General features: G+C 59.1%; 21 protein-coding genes. 11 read left to right on the forward strand and 10 right to left on the reverse strand.

Annotated elements, in window-relative coordinates:
* Positions 1-82: 82 nt before the first annotated feature.
* Entirely contained in the window at positions 83-502 is a 420-nt protein-coding gene (locus HSW_RS15395; RefSeq protein WP_044002640.1) for a PaaI family thioesterase, read from the reverse strand.
* 79 nt (positions 503-581) lie between these two features.
* On the opposite strand from HSW_RS15395, the gene HSW_RS15400 reads away from it, so the two are divergent.
* Positions 582-1,196 (forward strand): DUF4126 domain-containing protein, encoded by a 615-nt coding sequence (locus HSW_RS15400; protein ID WP_044002641.1) that lies wholly within the window; start codon positions 582-584, stop codon positions 1,194-1,196.
* Between the two features lie 45 nt (positions 1,197-1,241).
* The gene (locus tag HSW_RS15405; RefSeq protein WP_044002642.1) at positions 1,242-1,748 is read left to right on the forward strand and encodes an NUDIX domain-containing protein; all 507 of its coding nucleotides are present in this window, start codon (positions 1,242-1,244) and stop codon (positions 1,746-1,748) included.
* 100 nt (positions 1,749-1,848) lie between these two features.
* Here HSW_RS15405 and HSW_RS15410 read toward each other — a convergent pair whose 3' ends face one another.
* On the reverse strand, positions 1,849-4,011 hold the full coding sequence (locus HSW_RS15410; RefSeq protein WP_044002643.1) for a catalase: 2,163 nt from the start codon (positions 4,009-4,011) through the stop codon (positions 1,849-1,851).
* A gap of 252 nt (positions 4,012-4,263) precedes the next feature.
* On the opposite strand from HSW_RS15410, the gene HSW_RS15415 reads away from it, so the two are divergent.
* Positions 4,264-5,145 carry a DUF3822 family protein gene (locus HSW_RS15415; RefSeq protein WP_081768437.1) on the forward strand — a complete coding sequence of 294 codons (882 nt, stop codon included), beginning with the start codon at positions 4,264-4,266 and terminating at the stop codon, positions 5,143-5,145.
* Positions 5,146-5,262: 117 nt separating this feature from the next.
* Complete coding sequence (gene coaD, locus HSW_RS15420) at positions 5,263-5,733, forward strand: pantetheine-phosphate adenylyltransferase (RefSeq protein ID WP_044002645.1); 471 nt, start codon at positions 5,263-5,265, stop codon at positions 5,731-5,733.
* A 96-nt stretch (positions 5,734-5,829) separates the two neighbouring features.
* Here coaD and HSW_RS15425 read toward each other — a convergent pair whose 3' ends face one another.
* A complete protein-coding gene (locus tag HSW_RS15425) occupies positions 5,830-6,312 on the reverse strand; it encodes a hypothetical protein (RefSeq protein WP_044002646.1) in 483 nt (160 codons plus the stop codon).
* Positions 6,313-6,341: 29 nt separating this feature from the next.
* Positions 6,342-7,043, reverse strand: coding sequence for an NUDIX hydrolase (locus tag HSW_RS15430; RefSeq protein WP_044002647.1), 702 nt, complete (start codon positions 7,041-7,043; stop codon positions 6,342-6,344).
* A 242-nt stretch (positions 7,044-7,285) separates the two neighbouring features.
* On the opposite strand from HSW_RS15430, the gene HSW_RS15435 reads away from it, so the two are divergent.
* Complete coding sequence (locus tag HSW_RS15435; RefSeq protein ID WP_044002648.1) at positions 7,286-7,780, forward strand: metallophosphoesterase family protein; 495 nt, start codon at positions 7,286-7,288, stop codon at positions 7,778-7,780.
* 148 nt (positions 7,781-7,928) lie between these two features.
* Here the strand turns inward: HSW_RS15435 and HSW_RS24580 are convergent, their stop codons facing one another.
* On the reverse strand, positions 7,929-8,099 hold the full coding sequence (locus HSW_RS24580; RefSeq protein WP_170170283.1) for a hypothetical protein: 171 nt from the start codon (positions 8,097-8,099) through the stop codon (positions 7,929-7,931).
* Between the two features lie 98 nt (positions 8,100-8,197).
* Here HSW_RS24580 and HSW_RS15440 point away from each other — a divergent pair, with 98 nt between their 5' ends.
* The 4 genes from HSW_RS15440 (at position 8,198) to HSW_RS15455 (ending at position 11,991) form a co-directional block, all read left to right on the forward strand.
* Positions 8,198-9,223 carry a threonine aldolase family protein gene (locus HSW_RS15440; RefSeq protein ID WP_044002649.1) on the forward strand — a complete coding sequence of 342 codons (1,026 nt, stop codon included), beginning with the start codon at positions 8,198-8,200 and terminating at the stop codon, positions 9,221-9,223.
* A gap of 122 nt (positions 9,224-9,345) precedes the next feature.
* Positions 9,346-10,005, forward strand: a complete 660-nt coding sequence (locus HSW_RS15445; RefSeq protein WP_044002650.1) for a metallophosphoesterase — start codon at positions 9,346-9,348, stop codon at positions 10,003-10,005.
* A gap of 17 nt (positions 10,006-10,022) precedes the next feature.
* Positions 10,023-10,661 carry a DNA-3-methyladenine glycosylase family protein gene (locus HSW_RS15450; RefSeq protein ID WP_044002651.1) on the forward strand — a complete coding sequence of 213 codons (639 nt, stop codon included), beginning with the start codon at positions 10,023-10,025 and terminating at the stop codon, positions 10,659-10,661.
* A 271-nt stretch (positions 10,662-10,932) separates the two neighbouring features.
* Positions 10,933-11,991 carry an N-acetylmuramoyl-L-alanine amidase family protein gene (locus tag HSW_RS15455; RefSeq protein ID WP_052346506.1) on the forward strand — a complete coding sequence of 353 codons (1,059 nt, stop codon included), beginning with the start codon at positions 10,933-10,935 and terminating at the stop codon, positions 11,989-11,991.
* 147 nt (positions 11,992-12,138) lie between these two features.
* On the opposite strand, the gene HSW_RS15460 is transcribed toward HSW_RS15455, so the two are convergent.
* Both HSW_RS15460 and HSW_RS15465 read right to left on the reverse strand, forming a co-directional pair.
* Positions 12,139-13,377, reverse strand: coding sequence for a hypothetical protein (locus HSW_RS15460; RefSeq protein ID WP_044002652.1), 1,239 nt, complete (start codon positions 13,375-13,377; stop codon positions 12,139-12,141).
* Between the two features lie 118 nt (positions 13,378-13,495).
* Positions 13,496-13,825 carry a hypothetical protein gene (locus tag HSW_RS15465; protein ID WP_155833002.1) on the reverse strand — a complete coding sequence of 110 codons (330 nt, stop codon included), beginning with the start codon at positions 13,823-13,825 and terminating at the stop codon, positions 13,496-13,498.
* A 500-nt stretch (positions 13,826-14,325) separates the two neighbouring features.
* On the opposite strand from HSW_RS15465, the gene HSW_RS22975 reads away from it, so the two are divergent.
* Positions 14,326-15,234: a DUF3667 domain-containing protein gene (locus tag HSW_RS22975; RefSeq protein WP_081768438.1), complete on the forward strand. Its 909-nt coding sequence runs from the start codon at positions 14,326-14,328 to the stop codon at positions 15,232-15,234.
* A 206-nt stretch (positions 15,235-15,440) separates the two neighbouring features.
* Positions 15,441-16,346, forward strand: coding sequence for a fatty acid desaturase (locus HSW_RS15475; RefSeq protein WP_052346508.1), 906 nt, complete (start codon positions 15,441-15,443; stop codon positions 16,344-16,346).
* A 75-nt stretch (positions 16,347-16,421) separates the two neighbouring features.
* Here the strand turns inward: HSW_RS15475 and HSW_RS15480 are convergent, their stop codons facing one another.
* The 3 genes from HSW_RS15480 to HSW_RS15490 form a co-directional block, all read right to left on the reverse strand.
* A complete protein-coding gene (locus HSW_RS15480) occupies positions 16,422-17,393 on the reverse strand; it encodes a deoxyhypusine synthase family protein (protein ID WP_044002654.1) in 972 nt (323 codons plus the stop codon).
* A 145-nt stretch (positions 17,394-17,538) separates the two neighbouring features.
* The gene (hslV, locus tag HSW_RS15485) at positions 17,539-18,075 is read right to left on the reverse strand and encodes an ATP-dependent protease subunit HslV (RefSeq protein ID WP_044002655.1); all 537 of its coding nucleotides are present in this window, start codon (positions 18,073-18,075) and stop codon (positions 17,539-17,541) included.
* A gap of 172 nt (positions 18,076-18,247) precedes the next feature.
* A complete protein-coding gene (locus HSW_RS15490; RefSeq protein WP_044002656.1) occupies positions 18,248-20,800 on the reverse strand; it encodes a TonB-dependent receptor in 2,553 nt (850 codons plus the stop codon).
* Positions 20,801-20,910: the final 110 nt, after the last annotated feature.

Below are 20,910 nucleotides of genomic sequence, written 5' to 3' on the forward strand. Positions count from 1 at the left end.
AATACCCGGGGCAGTAGCAGGAAGCTACTCTGCCGTCTCAAGTTGGGAAGAATTCAGCACATTCCGGTACGTACATACCAAATCAGCCGACGGCCGGTTCCACTACGGCCATAGTTGCCGTAGCCTTGGCAATCAGCAGCGCATCGCACCATACTTCGGCTTCGCAGAAGTGCAGACGACGGCCTGCTTTCAGCACCCAGCCAACCGCCCGCAGCCGCTGGCCCACACCGGGGTGCAGGTAGCTGGTTTTCAGCTCCACCGTTACCACACCGGTTCCTTCGGGGACCAACGTAACAGCGGCAAAACCGGCCACCAGGTCGGCCATGGAGGCTACCAGGCCACCGTGGGCAAAGCCACTATGCTGCTGGTGCTGCTGCTGCAAGAGCAGTTCCGCCTCCACCCGGCCTTCCTCAATGCGGGTGAGGTCGGCTCCGATATGGTGCATAAAGTGCTGGCGAGTGAGTTTGCGGCGGATGCGGGCTTCGAGAGAATCAGAGGTCATACACCTGCAAAGTTGTATATTTTAGCGAGTAGCTTCCCATCTTCAGGCAGCCACCTGTTTCCCAGCTACCCTTTCCCGTATGGAACACCTTGATTTTCTGCTGGCTGGGTCATTGGGCCTGGCACTGGCCGCGTGCAGCGGCTTTCGGGTATTTGTGCCGCTGCTGGCGGCTTCCCTGGCCTACCGCACCGGGTACCTTACGCCCGCGGCCGGCTTTGCGTGGCTGGGCACTTGGCCGGCGGTAGCGGCGCTGGGAACCGCCACCGTAGCCGAAGTATTGGGGTATTATGTGCCGGTGGTTGATAACGTGCTGGATACCATCACGGGGCCGGCTGCCTTTATTGCCGGCACCATTCTCATGACTTCTGCTCTGCCCGATATGCCCCCGATGGTACGCTGGGGCCTGGGCATTCTGGTGGGGGGCGGCACGGCCGGCATCATTCAAACGGGTACTTCGCTGTTGCGCGCCGGCTCCACCGTTACCACGGCCGGCCTGGGCAACCCGGTGCTGGCCACGCTAGAAAACGTGCTGGCCATCGGGGGCTCAGTGGTGGCGTTGCTGCTGCCTTTGCTGATGGCTGCCTTTGCTGTGGGCCTTCTGATCTGGATGCTCAGCCACCTGCGGCGCTGGCGGCAGCGGCGTGCAGCGCGCCGGGAAGCTCATAGAGTAAGCCAGCGTACTACAGTGGGCTAAATAGGCGTTTAGGCTGTAGCTTTGAGCTTCGCATACTTCTGCATTATGCCTTCTTCCAACGCTTCTGTTTCTGACCCATTGCTGCAGGCCTATGCCGGTATTGCCCGGGTGCGGGTGTGCGGCCTGCTGGTGCAGGATGGTACCCTACTCCTGACCGCTCACCGGGGCCTGCTGCCCCGGCAGCTGTCCTTCTGGTCGCCGCCGGGTGGGGGCTGGCAATTTGGCGAAACGCTGCAGCAGTGCCTAGCGCGCGAGTTCGAGGAGGAAACCGGCCTGGCCGTCACCGTAGGCCGCTTCCTGCACCTGCACGAGTTTAAGGGCCCCGGGCTGCAGGCGCTGGAGCTGTTCTTCGAAGTACAGCCTACTCAGGCAGGCAGCACGCCCCGCTTGGGTCACGACCCGGAACATGGCCCCGAGGCGCAGCTGCTTACGGAGCTGGCCTTCCTGACGCCCCGGCAGCTGGGCCAGCTGCTGCCTACGCAGGTGCATCCGGTATTGCGCGACATTATCAGCACCGACGATGTATTTATCCCGCAGGTGCGGTTCCAGTAAACGCAAAGTTTCTTTCGGCCACTTGCTTTCGTATATAAACTGAAGAGCCCCCGTACCTATCGGCATGGGGGCTCTTTACGCGTACTAACAGTTCTAACGCTTATACTTTGGGCTCTGCATTCAACTCCCGCTGCCAGAACCGGCCTGTGGCCAAGTCGGTCACAAACTGCTCGGGGCTGCTGCCAATGCTAACGCCCGGGCTTTTGAGCAACTCCTCGGCTCCGGCGTAAGCAGCCGCCTGCAGCAACTCCCGGCCTGCGTCGGCGCTACCCACGGGCTTGCAATGCCGGAATGCTTCGTTAATGAAGTGAACCGCGTCGGGCTGGTGGCGTAATGCCTGCACGCTTTGCTCACCGCCGGCTACATACACGCCATCGAACATGACGGAAGCCGTCGTCTGCAGGCTGAAATCGATTCTCAGCGCCTCGCCAGTAGTGCGCAGTTGCCCCAAGTGAGGAGCCACGAGCTTGGCCACGGCCCCTCCGGCCTGCAATGCTTTGGTAATTGCCGCAATGCTGGTGGCGTCGGCCCCATCGGCCGCCAGAATGGCTACCTGTCTGGTTTCGATGCTTTTCTCCTTATTCAACGGGTTGTTCACGATGCTTAGAGCCGCTGACTGTCCCTCTTTGCCGGTGGCGGGGCCTGATTGCAGGGCCGTAGCATCGGCGTCGGCGCTCACAGCCAGGTTTAGCTGAATACCGTCCGCAGCCGGTACTTCCAGGCCCAGGCCCGTGGCCACCCGCTGGGCCAGCTCTTCGGCCACTTGGCTCAGGAGGATCAACATCCGTTTCCGCACCGATTCTGCTTCTACTTTACCCAATTCAAAGCGCAATGCCTTTACAATATGGGTCTTTTCGATATCGGCCTGGCTGTTCCAGAACAAGCGGGCCTGTGAGTAATGGTCGACGAAGCTCTTGCTGCGAGCCCGCACTTTGTTGCCGTCCACACGCTCCTGGTAGCTGGCAAAACCGCCCTCACTCTGGCGGGCCTGCTTGGGCGTATTCTCGTTAAGCAGGTTGGGCGAGTAGCTGGTCTTGCCCACGTTGACTTGCTGACGCATGTGCCCGTCGCGCTGGTTGTTATGGATGGGAGCCACTGAGCGGTTAATCGGAATTTCGTGGAAATTCGGGCTTCCCAGGCGCGTCAGCTGGGTATCGGTGTAAGAAAACAAGCGGCCCTGCAGCAACGGGTCATTCGTAAAATCGATGCCGGGCACAACGTGGCCAGGGTGGAAGGCTACCTGTTCGGTTTCGGCAAAGTAATTATCGGGGTTGCGGTCCAGCACCATCCGGCCGATGATGGTGACAGGCACCAGTTCCTCAGGAATGATCTTGGTGGCATCCAACAGGTCGAAATCGAACTTGTGCTCGTCTTCTTCCTCCACAATCTGCACGCCCAGTTCCCACTCAGGGAAGTTACCGGCCTCAATGTTGTCCCACAGGTCGCGGCGGTGGAAGTCAGGGTCTTTGCCCGAAATCTGCAATGCCTCGTCCCACACTACGGAGTGAATGCCGAGTTTCGGCTTCCAGTGAAACTTCACGAAGCGGCCTTTCCCCTGCGCGTCAATCAGCCGCCAAGTGTGCACATTAAAGCCCTCCATCATGCGCAATGTGCGCGGAATGGCCCGGTCCGACATAGCCCACATGATCATGTGCATCGACTCCGGGTTACAGGAAATAAAGTCCCAGAAGGTATTGTGCGCCGAGGCAGCCTGCGGAATTTCGTTGTGCGGCTCCGGCTTCACGGCGTGAATCAAATCCGGAAACTTGATGGCATCCTGGATAAAGAATACCGGAATATTGTTCCCCACGAAGTCGTAAATCCCCTCCTGGGTATAAAACTTCACGGCAAAGCCCCGAACGTCGCGGGCCAGATCGGTAGAGCCCCGGAAACCCGCTACAGTGCTGAACCGGGTGAAAATGGGTGTTCGGACGCCTGGTTGCAGAAACGCTGCTCTGGAATACTGCGCCGCGTTATCATAGGCCTCAAAATAGCCGTGGGCTGCCACGCCCCGGGCATGCACCACGCGCTCCGGAATCCGCTCGTGGTCGAAGTGCGTGATTTTCTCGCGCAGCAGGAAGTCTTCTAGCAGGGTTGGCCCCCGCTCCCCACCTTTCAGGGAGTTTTGGTCGTCGTTGATGCGGGTGCCCTGGTTGGAGGTCAGAAACTCCCCGGTACTATACTCGCGGTTCTGCTCCAAGTCCGCAGACTTAGCGTCCTGAGGCTTGGCATCCTGGTTTTTGGTTGTTTTGTGCTTGCTCATTCTAGGAAAGGAATGTGGGATAGGACGTATGGTTGAGGCCGTAATCAATGCGGCCAATGGGTTTGCCCGTAGCACCTTCATACGGGCAGCACCGGAAGAAGATTACCTTCCGGCACATCTGGCTCCGGCGTGTGGCCCTACTGTTCTGTTTGCTAATAGCCTCCTGGAGCAGTCCGGTTTTATGGTTGTCCGCCGTCAGTGTACCTTTGGCGGGCATCTCCTGATTTCTGCCCCTGCTTTTTATTTCTGCCTATGTCCACTGTCACTGTCACCATGCCCCCGGCGGCTCTGCACCGCCTGCGCGACGAAACACTGGACTTGGACAACTTGGCGGCCTACAACCTGTACCTCACGGCTGGTCCGGCCGGTCTGCGCCTAGGGGTGGCCGATGTGCGGCGCAATAAATTCGTGGCGCTAGATGAGTACACGGCCCCTGAAGCCGGAGTATCCGTGGCCCAGCAAATCATAGCCCTGACCACCGACCACGACCTGCTGGGCCGCGCCGGCTGGAACCGGGTGCGGCTGGCTGTGCAGAACCGGGCCTTCACACTGCTGCCCGCGCCCCTGTTCCGGGCCGGCGACGAAGCCGCTTGCCTGAAGCTGCACCACGCCCTCGATCCGCAGCGCGAATCGGTGCATCACTACACCCACCCTGGCCTCGATATCACCAGCCTGTTTGCCGTTGATACCAGTCTGAGCAGTTGGTTTCGTAACGCCTACCCGGCGGGCCGCCTGGTACACCAGACCAGTGCCCTACTGCAAGGAGTAGCCCATCAGAGCGAGCAGGGCAGCCCCCGGCGTATTTACCTGAGTATCGGGCAACAGGAAGTAACCCTGCTGGCCATGAACGGCAAGCAGCCGGAATTCTGCAACGTGTTTCCTTTCAGCACGCCCGAGGACCTGATTTACTACACCATCCTGGTAATGCAGGAACTCCAGCTCAACCCCGACCAGGATATGGTGATGGTATGGGGCGACCTGATGCACGACTCGGAGCTGTTTACCATTCTGCGCAAATACATCCGCAACCTGCGCTTCGGCAACCGCCCCTTCGACCTCAGCTACAGCTACCGCCTCAACGACCTGTTTGAGTACCGCTATTTCGAGCTGTACGCCCTACACCTATGTGAGTAGCATTGGATGGGTAAACGGGCGGAATTGTTAGTACATCTGTTCAACCTGTCTTCAACATACCAGTAGACTACCCACCAATTCGCCCGTTTACCAGTTCACTTATCTACCACTTCACCCATGCGCATTGCTCTGTTTCCTGGCTCCTTCGACCCTTTCACCAACGGCCACCTTGATGTGGTTCGGCGGGGCACTGCGCTTTTTGACAAGGTGATTATTGCCATTGGCAACAACAGCAGCAAGCAGCGGTACTTGCCCGTAGAGCAGATGGCCGGCATGATTGAACAGGTTTTTCAGGATGAGCCCAAGGTTTCGGTGCAGACGTACAAAGGCCTCACGGCTGATTTTGCCCACGAAATTGGCGCGAAATTCCTATTGCGCGGCCTGCGCAACACCACCGATTTTGAGTACGAAAACACTATTGCCCAGGCCAACCGCCACGTCAATCCGGAGCTGGAAACTGTGTTCCTGATTACTTCCCCGGCTCTGGCGGCCATCAGCAGCACCATCATCCGCGAAATACACCGCTTCGGCGGCAATGTGGACGATTTCGTACCGTTTGCCCTTCCCGCGCCGGCTCCTCAAGAATAACGCCTTTTCACACCCGTATATGTAAACAGCCCCCTGCCGTACCTACACGACAGGAGGCTGCTTGATTAAGGTGGCAGACTGCCGTTTAAGTACCCTTTACTTCCGGGATACTACGCGCATACCCACAATTTCCCGGTTATTCTGTGGGTTAGCTACGGGCAGAACCATGTAGCCAGGAGCCGTGAGGCTGAGGTTGCCGTTGCGCAACAGTTCATCCTCGTCCGAGCCTACCACCACCAAGTCGCGCACCTTGCGGGTTCGGGCGTTGAAAGTAGCCACTACGGTCGTGCCGTTGCGTTCAAAGGTATTGATCCAGTCCTCACCTTTGGTGGCCTTCATCTGGTCGGCAGTAGGCTCCAACCCAATTTTCTGGTCCTTAGTTTCGCGGGGCGTCCCCAGGGAGCGGCGCACCTGATCAATGTTGCGGCCGACCAGACTCGGGACATCTACGGCAGCCGTGCGGGAAGCTTCGGCACTACCCGTAGCCGGGTTGCTGGACTCAGAAACTGACTGCGACCCGCTGCAGGCAGCAACGCCCGACAGCAACAACACAACAGGTAGGTAGTGGAACAGGCGCATAGAACTGGGGCTGAAAACGTGTAACGGATTTAGTTGGCAGACTCCTGACTGGCTGGGGCTTGGCCGGCCACTTCGCTCAGGTAATGCCGCACGACCAGCGCAATGCTGGCGTATGACTCATCAAGCACCTTCAGCGCCTCCTGCGGCGACATCCAGCGGACTTCCTCAATGTATTCTTCGGCCTGGGGCTTCATCAGCGTGTCATCAAGGCAGCGCATAATGTACCAGTTCGTTTTTTTCAGGATTTTGTTGCCGTTGTAGGCGTAGGAGTGCCAAGTGCTGGGCAAATCTTCGCCCAACTCAATCTTGATGTTGCACTCCTCCTCCACTTCTCGCAACGCACCCAGGGCCGGATCTTCCTCTTTTTTGAGCTTGCCCTTCGGCAGGTCCCATTTACCCAGCCGGAAGATCATCAGCACCTGCCCGTCCTTTACCACCAGTCCCCCGGCTGCTTTCACAATCCGGAACTGGTCTTTCAGGTGCAGAATGAGCCGTTTTTTCTTGCGCGCCAGCAGCGTCAGAGATTTTAGCTTCTTGAGCTTTTTCACCTCCATCAGTCGCAACAGCCGGTCTACAAACACGTCGGTCACATCACGCACCAGCACGTCCCCGATTAAATCCTTGGAGATGAATTCATCCTCCGGATTCAGAATCAGGTCGTACTTGTGCTTGTACACTTTCTCGCTGTTTTTTTTGATAATCAGCGGAATATCGTTGATGAAAACGTTCATCGCGGGGTAATCTGGGGGAGCAAAAAGGTGATTCGGGCGGGTTGCTGCAAAACACAGCATATTTCCCCGGAAACGAAAGCCCGGGGGCCGGGCAAGATACGGGTTGTAGCCGGTTCAGTTGCCGGCCTGCAAGGAATGATGAGTGATGAATTCTGAATGATGAAGTATACACGACCCCTATGAGCGGGCGGCCATGCCTAATTCATCACTCATCATTGCTTCTCTGCTCCTACTTTCGCCTTATGAAAAGAATCGGCCTGCTCTCCGACACCCACAGCTACCTCGACGAACGAATTGTCCATCACCTGCAGGGCTGCGACGAAATCTGGCACGCCGGCGACTTTGGCACGGCGGCCGTAGTAGAAGAGTTGGAAGCCCTGGCCCCGCTACGCGGCGTGTACGGCAACATCGACGGCCGCGACATACGCCAGACCCAGCCGCTGGTGCAGGCGTTTGAGCTGGAAGGGCTGCAGGTGCTCATCACGCACATTGGTGGCTACCCGGGCCATTACAGCCCCGCCGGCCGGGCCTTGGTGCAGGAGCAGCGGCCGGGCCTGTTCATCAGCGGCCACTCGCACATTCTCAAGGTCATGCCCGACCCGCGCTTGGGTCTGCTGCACCTTAACCCTGGGGCTGCCGGCCGCCAGGGTTTCCATAAAGTGCGCACCCTGCTCCGCTTCGACGTAGCCGACGGCCGGGTGCAAAACCTGCAAGTCGTAGAGCTGGGGCCGAAGTGAGTGAGGTGTCATTGCCAAGATGAAAGACGAAGCAATGACAGGCTGACCGATACAAAAAAAGAGCCTTTCCGGGGGCGGAAAGGCTCTTTTTGAAGTTCTGACTTACAACCCACCGACTCCGGGACGGGCAAGTCAGCGGGAAACGCGCTTAGGCAGCAGCTTCGGTTTTGGCTTCGCTTTTGGTGAAGCGCGACTTGAGCTCTTCGAGGTCCACGTTCTTCAGAACGGGGGTGAGGAGCAGTTGCTTAATGATGCGCTGCTTGTTGTTAGCGCGGGCAATGTTCTTGCGGTGCTTCCGCTTCAGACGGGTAATGCTCATTTTTCCGGGTCGGTTAAAGTCTTTCTGTAAACGAGGGGCAAAAGTAACGACTAAATTTGACACCGGGAAACCTTTCCCGCTTTTCCCTTGCCAACCTTATGACCAATTCGCTGATTGACCTACGCTCCGACACCGTAACGCGCCCTACGCCGGCCATGCTGGAGGCCATGTTTCAGGCCCGCGTGGGCGACGATGTATACGAGGAAGACCCGACTGTAGCGGCCCTGGAACAGGAAACCGCCGACCGGTTCGGGCTGGAAGCGGGCCTGTTCTGCCCCAGCGGCACCATGACCAACCAGATTGCCATCAAGGCTCACACCGAGCCGCTGAGTGAGGTAATTTGTGAGCAGACTTCACATATTTATTTGTGGGAAGTAGGCGGCATTGCGTTTCACTCGGGAGCCTCCGTGGCGCTGCTGCCTGGCAACCGGGGACGCCTCACGGCCGCGCAGGTGGAGACTGCCATCCGGCCTCAGAACGTACACTATCCTACCACCAGCCTTATTTCTCTCGAAAATACGCACAACCGGGGCGGCGGCAGTTGCTACGAGCTGCCCGAAGTTGCCGCTATTGCCGAAGTAGCCCAGCGCCACCGCATTCCGTTGCACCTCGATGGGGCCCGCATCTTCAATGCACTGGTGGCTACCGGCCAGGATGCCCGCGAGTACGGCCGCCTGTTTGACACAATTTCGGTGTGCCTGAGCAAAGGGCTGGGCGCGCCGGTAGGATCTGTTTTGCTGGGTAGCAAGGCCTTCGTGCAGAAGACAAAACGTATTCGCAAGGTAATGGGAGGGGGCATGCGGCAGGCTGGTTACCTAGCCGCCGCCGGCCTCTACGCCCTGCACCACAACGTGGAGCGCCTGGCCGACGACCACCGCCGCGCCCGCCAGTTGGGGGCTACATTGGCCGCCCGGCCCTACGTGGCCGAAGTGCTTCCTGTGGAAACCAACCTGGTTATCTTCCGTCTCCGCGACACTACGCCCGCCGACGATTTCCTGGCTTATTTGGAGCAGCATGGCATCAAAGCCTCTTCTTTCGGCCCCCAGATGATCCGCTTCGTGACGCACCTAGATGTGGACGATGCCATGCTAGACCGTCTGGAAACCGTGCTGACTGCTCTCTAGCACCCACCTGTTCCGGTCCGGAAGTTCCTCGTCGGCACTTTTGGCGTGGGCTTCTGGGTCGGCCGGGCGGATATTTTCGTATAGGCCGCCATTGCTCCTGCCTTTTTTATCCCCTCCCACCCATGAATTTGTTTATTGTTGGCGATGTACACGGCTGCTACCACACGCTTCGGGAGCTACTCACGCACTGGAAGCCGGCGGAAGAACTCCTGGTGCAAACCGGCGACTTGGTAGATCGGGGGCGTTTCGGGCCGGAGTGCGTGCAACTGGCCCGAGAACTGGAAGCGGCGCACCCGGGCAGAGCAGTGTTTCTGCTGGGTAACCATGAGTACGAAATGCAGAAACACTTCGGCCCTGCCGGCCCTAATCCGCCGTGGCTGGAGTGGGGCGGGCGGGCCACGGTGCAGCAGTACCAGGGCCGCCGGGAAATGTTGCGGGAACACTTGGCCTGGAGTGCGCGGCGGCCATTGCTGTGGGAAAACAGCCACGTTCTCATCAGCCACGCCGGCTTCGCCGATACCCAGGAACCCCTCGATCTGGAAAACCCGCAGGGTGTGCTGTGGCGGCGCGGGCCGTTGCGCAACATTGGGCGCCGGCAGGTTGTGGGGCATACGCCCACGCCAGCCGGCGAAACTGTGTTTGATGCCGCCTCCGACACCTTGTATCTGGATACCGGCGCGTATCTGGGCCAGTACCTCACGGGCGTACGCCTAGCCTCTACCGGCGAGCTGCTGGCCGAATTTCCCGTTCCTACTTCCCGCCTCGATATTGCCCTGGTGTAACACTACGCCCCTTCTGTATGTCTGCTACTCCCGAATTGCTCAACGCAGCCGCCCTGCGCCACCTTACCCAGGCTGACCCCGTGCTGGGCCGCCTGATTGCGCAAGGCCGCGCCATTCCGCCTGCTGCGCACGAGGATCTGTACTTGGCGCTGTTGCGGGCCATTGTCAGCCAGCAGATTTCCACGAAGGCGGCAGCGGCCATTTGGCGCAAGGTGCAGGCCCTGTTTGCCCCCGATGGTTACCCCGAGCCGGCAGCCCTGCTCCTGCTCACCGATGAAGACCTGCGCACGGCTGGCATTTCGCGCCAAAAAGCCGGCTATCTGCGCGCCATTGCTGATTTTGCCCAGCGCGACCAGCTCGACCACGCACACCTCAGCCAGCTCTCCGATGATGAGTTTACCCAACATCTCACCCAGATAAAAGGCGTGGGTCGCTGGACAGCTCAGATGCTGCAGATGTTTGCTCTCGACCAGCCCGACGTATTCCCCGAAGGTGACCTAGGCATTCAAAACGCCATGCGCCGCCACTACGGCTTGGAGGAAACAGGCCGCGCCCTACTGCGCCGCATGACCGAGTTGGCCGAACCCTGGCGACCCTACCGCACCTTGGCTAGCAAGTACCTGTGGCAGTCGTTGGACAATGCTCCGGCCGCCTAGACTACGTGAGTAGTAAAGATTCAGGCTCGTCTCAAGGCCATAAAGCCCCGTTATCAGCAATCAGCATTCACTTGTATACTGCAGCAACATCGTTTTTTCAGCATGGCGGAAAGGCCCACGGCATGGCTGCGGACCTTTCCAGTTCGTAATCTGAAGATTTACTGCCTTTTTTGTACTCTGATACTCGTTGAGTGAGCACCTGTCCCGGTTTGAAATTTTCGACTGAGAAGTCAGCTGAGATGGTTCTGCGCACTCTTTTACCCCCTTCCTTTTGCGTACTGCTGCTCTTTTCGCGTTCCTGCTTTGTCTGCTTACCGGGGCTGCTTTCGGCCAAAGCAAACCCCGTAAAGCCATAGCGCGGCGCGGCGACGGCGTGCAGATATTGCTTCAGCGCTACGGCCTGAACACCCGCCAGCAACAGCAGCAGTTCCGGCGGCTGAACCAGGGCCGGCTTACGAAAGCAGGCGGCCTGGTAACTGGCCGCACCTACATGCTGCCAGCGGCTACCACCCGGGCCACGGCTACCCGGTCGAAGGCCAATGCTAGGCGTTTACAGGCTACTAACCCTACTTCACACGGTAAAAGTACCCAGCCGCTGCTCACGGCCAACCTGTTCGGGGCGGCGTACAGCCCGGTGCCGGTGCGCGACCGGGCTTTGCGTGGGGCAGTGTACTACCTCTCGCCCGGCCACGGCGGCCCCGACCCCGGCGCCATCGGCCAGTACGGCACCTATAAACTGGCCGAGGATGAGTACGCCTACGACGTGACCGTGCGCCTGGCCCGGGTGCTGCTGGAGCACGGGGCCACGGTGTACGTGATGGTGCAGGACCCCAACGACGGCATCCGCGACCAGAACGTGCTGCCCATTGACTACGATGAGGTAACCTACCCGCGCCAAGTGATTCCGCTGAGCCAACTGGGCCGCCTGCGTCAGCGCATTGCGCAGGTCAACAAACTCTATGCCCACCACAAAGGGGCCTACCAGCGCCTGTTGAGCCTGCATGTAGACAGCCGCAGCGCGGGTCAGAACATCGACGTGTTCTTCTATCACCACGCCAACAGCACCTCAGGCCTGCGCCTGGCCAAGAACATTCATAAGGTGTTCACCAACCGTTACAAGCGCGCCCAGCCCAACCGGCCCTACTCCGGCAACGTGTCGGAGCGTGGCAGCCTGTATGAGGTGCGCACCAGCCACGCCCCGGCCGTGTTTATGGAGCTGGGCAACATCCGTAACGCCAAGGACCAGCGCCGCTTCGTGGTGCCCGACAACCGCCAGGCCCTCGCCAACTGGATTTACGAAGGCCTACTGGCTGATTACACAGGTCGGTAACACGAAGCAACCCGCTTCATGAAAGCGCCTGCTCCGTGGCCGGAACAGGCGCCTGAGTGGTTTGCAAGACCTGAAAAAAACGGGTAAAAAAATAGTCTGCGTTTTAGGACCAGGCGGCGGCTCGGGTGCCTCCGGAGCCCTTTACGGTCAGTCTTGCCGAACGGTAGCTTGGTTGTCGTTGCCGCGCTGCAGAATGTCACTGCGGTTGTCGCCGGTGGTCTGGTACGTGCGGGCATCGTTGCCGCCGCCCAGCTGGCGCTGCCGGGCATAGTTGCCCCCGCTCTCCGAGTCCTGGCTGATGTAGCCGTAGTTGCTGCTGCCCAGGCGCTGCTCCTGCACGGCCACGTTGCGGTTGCCCTTCTGCTCGATGATGGCCTGGCTGAAACCGGATTCCTGGGTTTGGGTTGCCGTGTTGCGGTTGCCCTGCTGGGTGATGGAGGCACTGACGAAGGCCGTTCGGGTCTGGGTCTGGGTGGCAGTGTTGTTATTGCCGGTTTGCGTAGCCGTAGCCGTACCGCTGTAATACAACTGGTCCTGGGTTTGGGTTGCGGTGTTGCGGCTGCCGGTTTGCGTGAGCGTGGCCGTCGCGCTGCCATACACCGTGCTTTGCTGCTGGGTGGCCGTGTTGTAGTTACCGGTTTGCGTGGCGGTGGCTTCGGCCGCGCCCAACTGCGTCTGGCGGGCCCCGTTGAAGTCGCCCTGCTGCGTGATGGTGGCCGTAGTACGGTCAATGGTAACCTGTTGCAGCTGGGTAGCCTCGTTGCTGTTGCCTACCTGCCGGACGGTGGCCATGGCTTGTTTGCCTAACTCACCTGACTGCTGTTGCAACGACTTGTTGCGGGCTCCTTGTTGCGTGGCAACAGCCAAGCTGTACGAAGACTGCTGTTGGGTAGCTAGGTTGTCGTTACCGCCGCTCTGCACGATGCTGGCGGAGGAGTTGCGGCCACCTTGCGTTTGCGTGGCGGTGTTGTAGCTGCTGCGCTGCTCGATGGATGCGTTCAGGCTGAACCCACCCTGGCTCTGACTGGCATAGTTACCCGTGCTGCCTACGCCTCCTAAGCCTTGCCGAATGGTTGCATTATTGCCGCCCCGCGAAACGTCCGACTCCTGGGTTTGCACGGCCCGCTGGGCGTTGCCGGCCTGGTCGGTCCGGGCCGTGTGCTGGCTTCCGGTCTGAGTCTGGCTGACTTGATTATTGTTGCCGCTGCTGCCGCCGCCGTTGGCGGCGGCATCGTTCTGGCGGGCTACGGCGGTGTTGTCGCGCCCGTTTTGCGTTACCGTTACCCGGTTGCGGTTTCCGTAGCTGGTAGAGGTTTGGGAATTGTTCTGCGCGAAAGCAGAGCCGCTCACTAACAGCGCGGCAACAAAGAATAGGTTCGACTTCATAATGCGGTGGGGTAAAAAAGTACAGAGAAGTGGCCTTGCAAACGCACTTTCTCCCCCAATATATTTAAATAAATATAAATATTTTTACAAAAATTATAAATATCACATATACTGATTTCTATGGGTTCATCAGCAGGAAAAGCAGATTGTGGTAGAGAATGCCCTGCTCGCCGTCATGGATGCCATCGAGGCCGGCGTCCTCCAGCAGGGCTTCTACTTCTTCGTAGTCAGTGAGAAAGTCAATCTCGGGCTCTTCCTCGTCGGGTTGGTGGGTATGGGTGAGGTAGCGGCGTTTTGGCTCCAGGGTGATGAAGAGCTTGCGGAACCGCGTTTGGGCCACCAGCAGGGCATCATAAGAGGCTATTTCGTCCTCATCGACGTGAATAAACACGGTGGTCTTCTCGTTCTCGGGCGTGTGGTGCAGGAAGCTGGCAAGGTCGAGGGACATAACGGCGGGCGGAGGGTGGAACAGCGCGAAGGTAGGCGTTCTAGACACGCAAAACAGCACCCGCACGCTTGGATCAATGCCGAGCCAGTACTTCAAATATCTCACTGAAATATTGGGGCGTCAGCGGCGCAGTTAGCGCAATGGTTTCACGCAGGGCTGCTGGGCAACTTCCATTATGAGTGCATGAATGCCGATGAGCAAGACTTGTTCACTTTCAAACACCCCGAAACAGGCTTTCTATTCTTCTCTTCTCTGCGTGGCGTACAGATACCGCAAAGGTTTGTCACCCGCGAGGCGCTTACGGCTTTTATCAAGCAATATAAAGACGATGTCAGAAACTGAATTACGAGTGATTTAGGGTTCGATGCGAACTTATCCTTAAGCCAATAGGGACCGTATCTTAACGCAAAAAAGCCTGTCACTGACGTTCAGCGGCGGGCTTTTTGTATAATATACAGTATTATTAATCCTTCAATCTTTCTTTTTCGACTCTCCGCAGTATGTCCTCCGTTTCCTTTCCTTCCGCACCTGTTGCCGCGCATCATTCCCTTCCTCCAGAGGCTGCGCATACCGCCGCGCATACGTGCCTGAACTGCGGCCACCCCGTACCCGACCGGTTCTGCGGGCAGTGTGGGCAGGATGCGCACCACACCCACCGCTTCACGATGGCCGACATGCCCCACGACGTGCTGCACAGCATCTGGCACATTGATAAGGGCATTCTGTACACGCTGCGTACCATGATCCGGCGGCCCGGCGCTACCATCCGGGAGTATCTGGCCGGCAAGCGCGTCGACCACTTCCGGCCTCTGGCGCTGCTGTTTTTCATCACCGGCCTCTACGCGCTGCTGTTTTCGGCGCTGCACATCAACATGATGCCGCCCCGCGACCCAGCCATGCCCGAGGCCGTGTATCAGATGCAGACGTCGTTTAACACGTTCTTCATGAAATACCTGAGCTGGTTTTACGTGGCAACGGTGCCGGCCTGGGCCCTGACGGCCCGCTTATTTCTGCGGCGCGGCGGTTACAACTACGCCGAGTGCCTCATCATTGCCGCCTTCATCACGGCCATCAACAACTTCCTCACCCTGCTGCTGCTGCCTGTCACGTACGTCTACAGCGGCACACCCCAAATTCAGACGTTCACCTTCTACGCGCTGCTGCTGGTGATTGGGTACGCCTCGTGGGCCTACGGCAGCCTGCTGAACCACACGGCCCTGGGCTGGCTGAGCCGCCTCTGGCGCGGCTTCCTGACGTTCATGCTGGGCTACCTTATGCTCAGCCTGGTGGGTGTCGTGGTAGTGTTTGCCCTGAACTGGTCCAGCATCAAGCATTCGGTGCAGCAGCAGGCGCAGGCCAAACAGGAGCAGCAGCGCAACGCCGCCGCCACCCCACCCGCTGCTCGGTAGCAGTAAGCGCCACCGCTTGCGCAGCACCCACAAGAAAGCCCGCCGCTGACACTCAGCGGCGGGCTTTCTTGTGGGTACCCCACCGTATTCCAGAGTTGGAAAATCCAGTTTACCAACTATACTCGGTTAGCGTAACATTGCAAGAACCGGCTTGGTGCTTATCTTGTGATATTGGTTGTAACAGCCTTATGTATCACGCTATTTCTATGCAAAATTCTACTAACCTGGTAGCGCCCGGCGACCAAATTGTACCGGGCTGGCTGAAAACCTTCTGGCTATACTTCATGCTAACCTCGGCCCTGATTTGGGGGTGGTCGAGTTTATCGGGGCCGCGGAGCGCGGCGTCGGTGGTGCTTACGGTGGTAACGGTTGGGTTGGGTCACTCTATCGGGCTGCACCGGGGCATCATTCACCGGTCGTACCGATGCAGCCGGGTAGTCCGCGGGACGCTGGCCTACCTGTTTGTGCACAGCGGCCTGGGCGGTCCGCTTTCCTGGATCCGGGTGCACTACTTTCGGGATTATTGGCAAAACCGCCTCGATTGCCCCGCATTCTTCCGCTACGACCACTCTATTGGGCGGGATTATTACTGGAACCTGCACTTTTCCCTGCAGCCGGCGGATATTGGACAGTATGAAATTCCAGCGGAGGATCTGCACGATCCTTGGTTGGCGTTTCTGGAAAAAACCTGGTACCTACATGTGCTGGCGGCGGCTGGCCTCATCTGGGCAGTATTCGGTTTTGAAGCCATGATTGTGTGCGTACCGCTGCGCATCAGTATCACTATCCTGGGACATTGGCTTGTCGGCTTCATCTCGCACAAATACGGCTATGCTCGTTATGATATTGACGATGCTACCGAGCACGGCTACAACAACTGGGTATTGGGGGCGCTTTCCTTTGGGGAAGGATTTCATAACAACCACCATGCTCATCCTAGCTCCGCCAAAATGAGCTCAACATGGTACGAACTGGATATGGGCTGGTACCTGGTCGCCATACTACGAGCCCTTGGCTTGGTATGGGACGTGCAGGTACAAGGCCGAACCCCAACCAAACGCGACCGGGCAAAGCCCCGGCTATTCCGTTGGCACTGGCCCTGGCAGGATTAATATTCTCTCCCGAAACACAAAAAGCCCGCCGCTGACGTCAGCGGCGGGCTTTTTATATGCGTTGCTAAGCGGCAATTACTGCCCCAGTACCATGGCAAATACCAGCGGGGCTACGATGGTAGCATCCGACTCGATGATGAACTTGGGCGTGTCCTGGCCCAGCTTGCCCCAGGTGATTTTCTCATTGGGCACGGCACCGGAGTACGAACCATACGAAGTCGTCGAGTCCGAAATCTGGCAGAAATAGCCCCACAGCGGCACCGAGGTGCGGCCTAGGTCCTGGTGCAGCATGGGCACCACGCAGATGGGGAAGTCGCCGGCAATGCCGCCGCCAATCTGGAAAAAGCCCACAGGGCTGGCTTCGGTGGCCTGCTCAGTGTACCAGCCGGCCAGGTAAATCATGTACTCAATGCCGGTGCGCACGGTGTGCACGTTCTTGATGTCGCCGCTGATGACGTGGCCGGCGAAGATGTTACCCAGCGTGCTGTCTTCCCAACCGGGGCAGATGATGGGCAGGTTTTTCTCGGCGGCGGCCAGCATCCAGCTGTCCTTGGGGTCAATCTGGTAGTATTGCTCCAGCTCGCCCGACTTCAGGATCTGGTAGAAGAACTCGTGGGGGAAGTACTGCTCGCCGGCCTTATCGGCCTTTTCCCAGAACTTCAGTACCGAGTGCTCCAGGCGGCGCATGGCTTCTTCCTCGGGGATGCAGGTGTCGGTTACACGGTTCATGTGGCGCTCCAGCAGGGCCTGCTCGTCGGCGGGCGTCAGGTCGCGGTAGTTGGGCACCCGCTCGTAGAAGTCGTGGGCCACCAGGTTGAAAATGTCCTCCTCCAGGTTGGCACCCGTGCAGCTGATGATCTGCACCTTATCCTGGCGGATCAGCTCGGCCAGCTGGATGCCCATTTCGGCGGTGCTCATAGCCCCGGCCAGGGTAATCATCATCTTGCCACCATCGGCCAGGTGCTTATTGTAGCCTTCAGCGGCATCAATAAGGGCAGCAGCGTTGAAGTGGCGGTAGTGGTGCTTGAGGAAGTTGGTGATTTGCATGGGTTGGGTGGTTTATGTTGTTCTTCGGGTCATGCTGAGCCTGTCGAAGCATCTCAGGTGCTGATGCTGGATTACTATTCTTGTTTCAGCACCCGAGATACTTCGGCAAGCTCAGCATGACGTTCTTTTCTTACTTTCTACCAGCCTATACCGGCTCCTCAATCATGAGGTTGTGGTTGGTATAGATGCAGATGTCGGCGGCAATATGCAGGGCTTCTTCCACCATTTGGCGGGCCGTGAGGTGGGGCGCGTGCTTTTTCAGGGCCAGGGCGGCGGCCTGGGCGTACATGGCGCCCGAGCCGATGGCGGCTACATCGGAGTCGGGCTCCAGCACGTCGCCGGTGCCGGCAATGATGAGCAACTCGTCTTTATCGGCCACCACCATCATGGCTTCCAGCTTGCGCAGGTACTGGTCTTTGCGCCATTCCTTGGCCAGCTCGATGGCAGCCCGACGCAGCTGTCCGCCATAGCCGCCCAGCTTCTCCTCAAACTTATCGAGCAGCATAAAGGCATCGGCAGTGGAGCCGGCAAAGCCGGTTACCACTTTGCCATCCTGAAGCTTACGCACTTTGCGCACGTTGCTTTTGGCTACGTGCTTGTCCATGGTGGCCTGGCCGTCGGCCCCGAGGGCAATCTGACCGTTGTGGCGCACGCCCAGCACGGTAGTAGAGCGAATTTTCATATCAGTTGCGGGTTGCGGGTTACCCGTTATCAGTTGCCGGTTGCGGTTTATCAGTTGCCGGTTGTGAGTTGCCTGAATGGAAAGAGAGCCAGTCTGCAGCGCCCAAGGCCCCGCTAACTGACTCCCTATCCTATTGTTCCGGCAACTTGTCACCGGCAACCGGCAACTGATTCTAGAATCGGGCCTGCAATTTAGCAAAGTAAAACCGACCGTTCGAGCCCATCTGTACCGGGTCCCAGGCGCCACCAGTTTCGGTGTTGTTGGGGTTGAAGAACGTGGGGTAGCGGTTGAACAAGTTGGTACTACCCACCGAGAATTGCAGGTGGTCCGTCAGGGCGTAGCTCAGGGTAAGGTCAGTGGTGACGCGGGCCTCGTAGTTCATGTCGTTGCCGTCGAAATCCACCAGCCGCACCTTATCGAAGCGCACAAACCGCAGCAGCGTGCTGAAGCGACCCAGCTGATAGTCGAAGGTGAGGTTGATTTTGGACGGCGGGGCCGAGGCTTTCACGAAGGCCTGTTCCCGGGGGCCGAAGAAGTCATCCTCCCGTCCCGCCAGCCGCCCGGACGTCTGCACCCGGTCGATTTTGAGTTGGTTGATGTTGGCCGCCACCGACGAGTTCAGCCGCCCCTCCCCCAGCTTGGCCGTGTGGTTCAGCACCACATCCAGACCTAAGGACCGAGTATCCACGGCGTTGGCAAAAAACTGGGCCTGGTCCACGTTCAGCGCCGTCAGATCGGGGCCGATAACCGGGTCATCGGCCGAGAACTGGCTGGTGAGTACCACCCGGTCCTTTACCTTGATGTAGTAGCCATCCACCGTCAAACTCAGCGAGGAGCCGATGCGGCTGGTGAGGCCCAGGTTGGCGCTGTTGGAGGTTTCCTGCTTGAGGGCCGGCACGCCCAGCTTCTGGGTTACGGCGCTGTTGTTGCGGGCCAGCAGCACCTCCACTGGGTCGCCGCCGATGAAGTTGGTGAAGGTGGAGTTGAAGTTAATCTGGGCCAGCGAGGGTGCCCGGAAGCCAGTGCTGTAGGTGCCGCGCAGCGTGAGGAACTCGGTGAGGTTGTAGCGGGTGGAGGCCTTGTAGTTGAGCGTACTGCCGAAGTCGGTATAGTGCTCGTAGCGCAGCGCGGCGGCCAGCAGCCACTGCGGCGTCACGCTCAGCTCGGCATCCACGTACGCCCCCACGTTGTCCCGGTCGGCCTTGATGGCGTCACTCGGCTGGTAGCCCGGGAAACCCTGCGACCCACCCGACAGGTTGGGGTCGTAGTTGCGGTAAGAGGCTTCCTCGCCAGCAAACAGCGAGTACCACTCCCGCCGAAACTCGGCCCCGGCAGCCACGTTCAGGCCGTTGAGCACGGTTTTGTAGTTGCGCGTGAGGCCCAGGCTCACCACATCCTGCTGCAACTGGAAGCCCCCGGCGTTAAACGACGTAGGCGAGGCCGCCCCCAACGAGGCATTTAGCGAGTTCTCCACCCCGTACTCGAAGCGGTTGGAGCCGAAGTTGTTGCTCAGGTCCAGGTCCCACTCGCCCAGCTTGGTGCGCAGGCCCACCACCGCCGAAGCGTCCCAGATGTCGCTGGTGATGATGGGGTCGAAGCCGTTGGGGTAGATGGCGGGTACGTTCCGGTCGTCGTCGGCGAAGCGCGTCCAGGCATAGGCGTCGCCGGTGCGCTTGTTGGCCCCGCCAAACACGTAAATGTGGCTGCGTTCCGAAAGGGCAAACTTGGAATTGAGGTAGGCCGACAGGTTCTGCACCTTGGGGTCGCCGTACTCGCGGCGGGCCAAGCCGTCGGGGGCGGGCACGTTGGCGCGCTGGGTGTGCTGGCGCTGGTTGAAGTCGAGGGTGGCATTCACGAAGCTGCCCCGCTCGCCCAGGCCTAGGCCGTAATTCACGTTGGCGTTGAGGTTGCCCCCGTCAAATTTCTGGTCGTCGCGGCGGTACTTGGCGTCGTAGGCGCCGTAGTTGGCACTGGCGGTCAGCTCGTTCACCGAGCTTTTCAGCACGATGTTAATCACGCCGGCAATGGCGTCGGAACCGTACTGGGCGGCCGCGCCATCGCGCAGAATCTCAATCCGCTCGATGCTGGCGGCGGGAATCACGTTCAGGTCGGTGCCGGTGTTGCCGCGCCCGCGGGAGCCAAACAGGTTCACTAGGGCCGACTGGTGCTGACGCTTGCCGTTCACCAGCACCAGGGTCTGGTCGGGCCCGAGGCCGCGCAAGGAGGCCGGGTCCACGTGGTCAGCCCCGTCGGAACCGGTCTGGCGGTTGGAGTTAAACGAAGGGGCCACGAATTGCAGCAGCTGGTTCACGTCGAGCTGGCCGGTCTTGGTGGTCACCTCCCGCAGGTCGATAATGTCCACCGGCGAGGGCGAATCGGTAACGGAGCGGTTCTGGCTGCGCGAGCCCACTACCTGCACGTCGCCGAGGCTGGTGGAGGAATCCGACAAACGCACGCTCACTTCGCCGCCGGTAGCAGCTACTTCCTGCGAGCCGTAGCCGATGGAGCTGATTTGCAGGCGGGGGCTGGCCGTACGGGTTTTCAGGGTAAAGCGGCCCGCGTTGTCGGTGGCGGTGCCGTTGTTGGTGCCTTTCTCCACTACCGTGGCCCCGATGACGGGTTTGCCGGCGCTATCCAGCACCTGTCCGGAAAGGGTCTGGCCCTGCCCGAAGACAGTAGTAGCACTTGCGACGCATAGCGTCAGAGCCAATAGAGGCTGCTTCATATAGTCTGCTGATTGGTGAATAGATCCTACTCACGAAGTCCGCCGGCGCAACCTCCGCTGCCGGTAAGTATAGAGGATTTGGAATGATTTGTCACTTGCCACGACGATAC

The sequence above is a fragment of the Hymenobacter swuensis DY53 genome (assembly GCF_000576555.1).
GTDB classification, from domain to species: domain Bacteria; phylum Bacteroidota; class Bacteroidia; order Cytophagales; family Hymenobacteraceae; genus Hymenobacter; species Hymenobacter swuensis.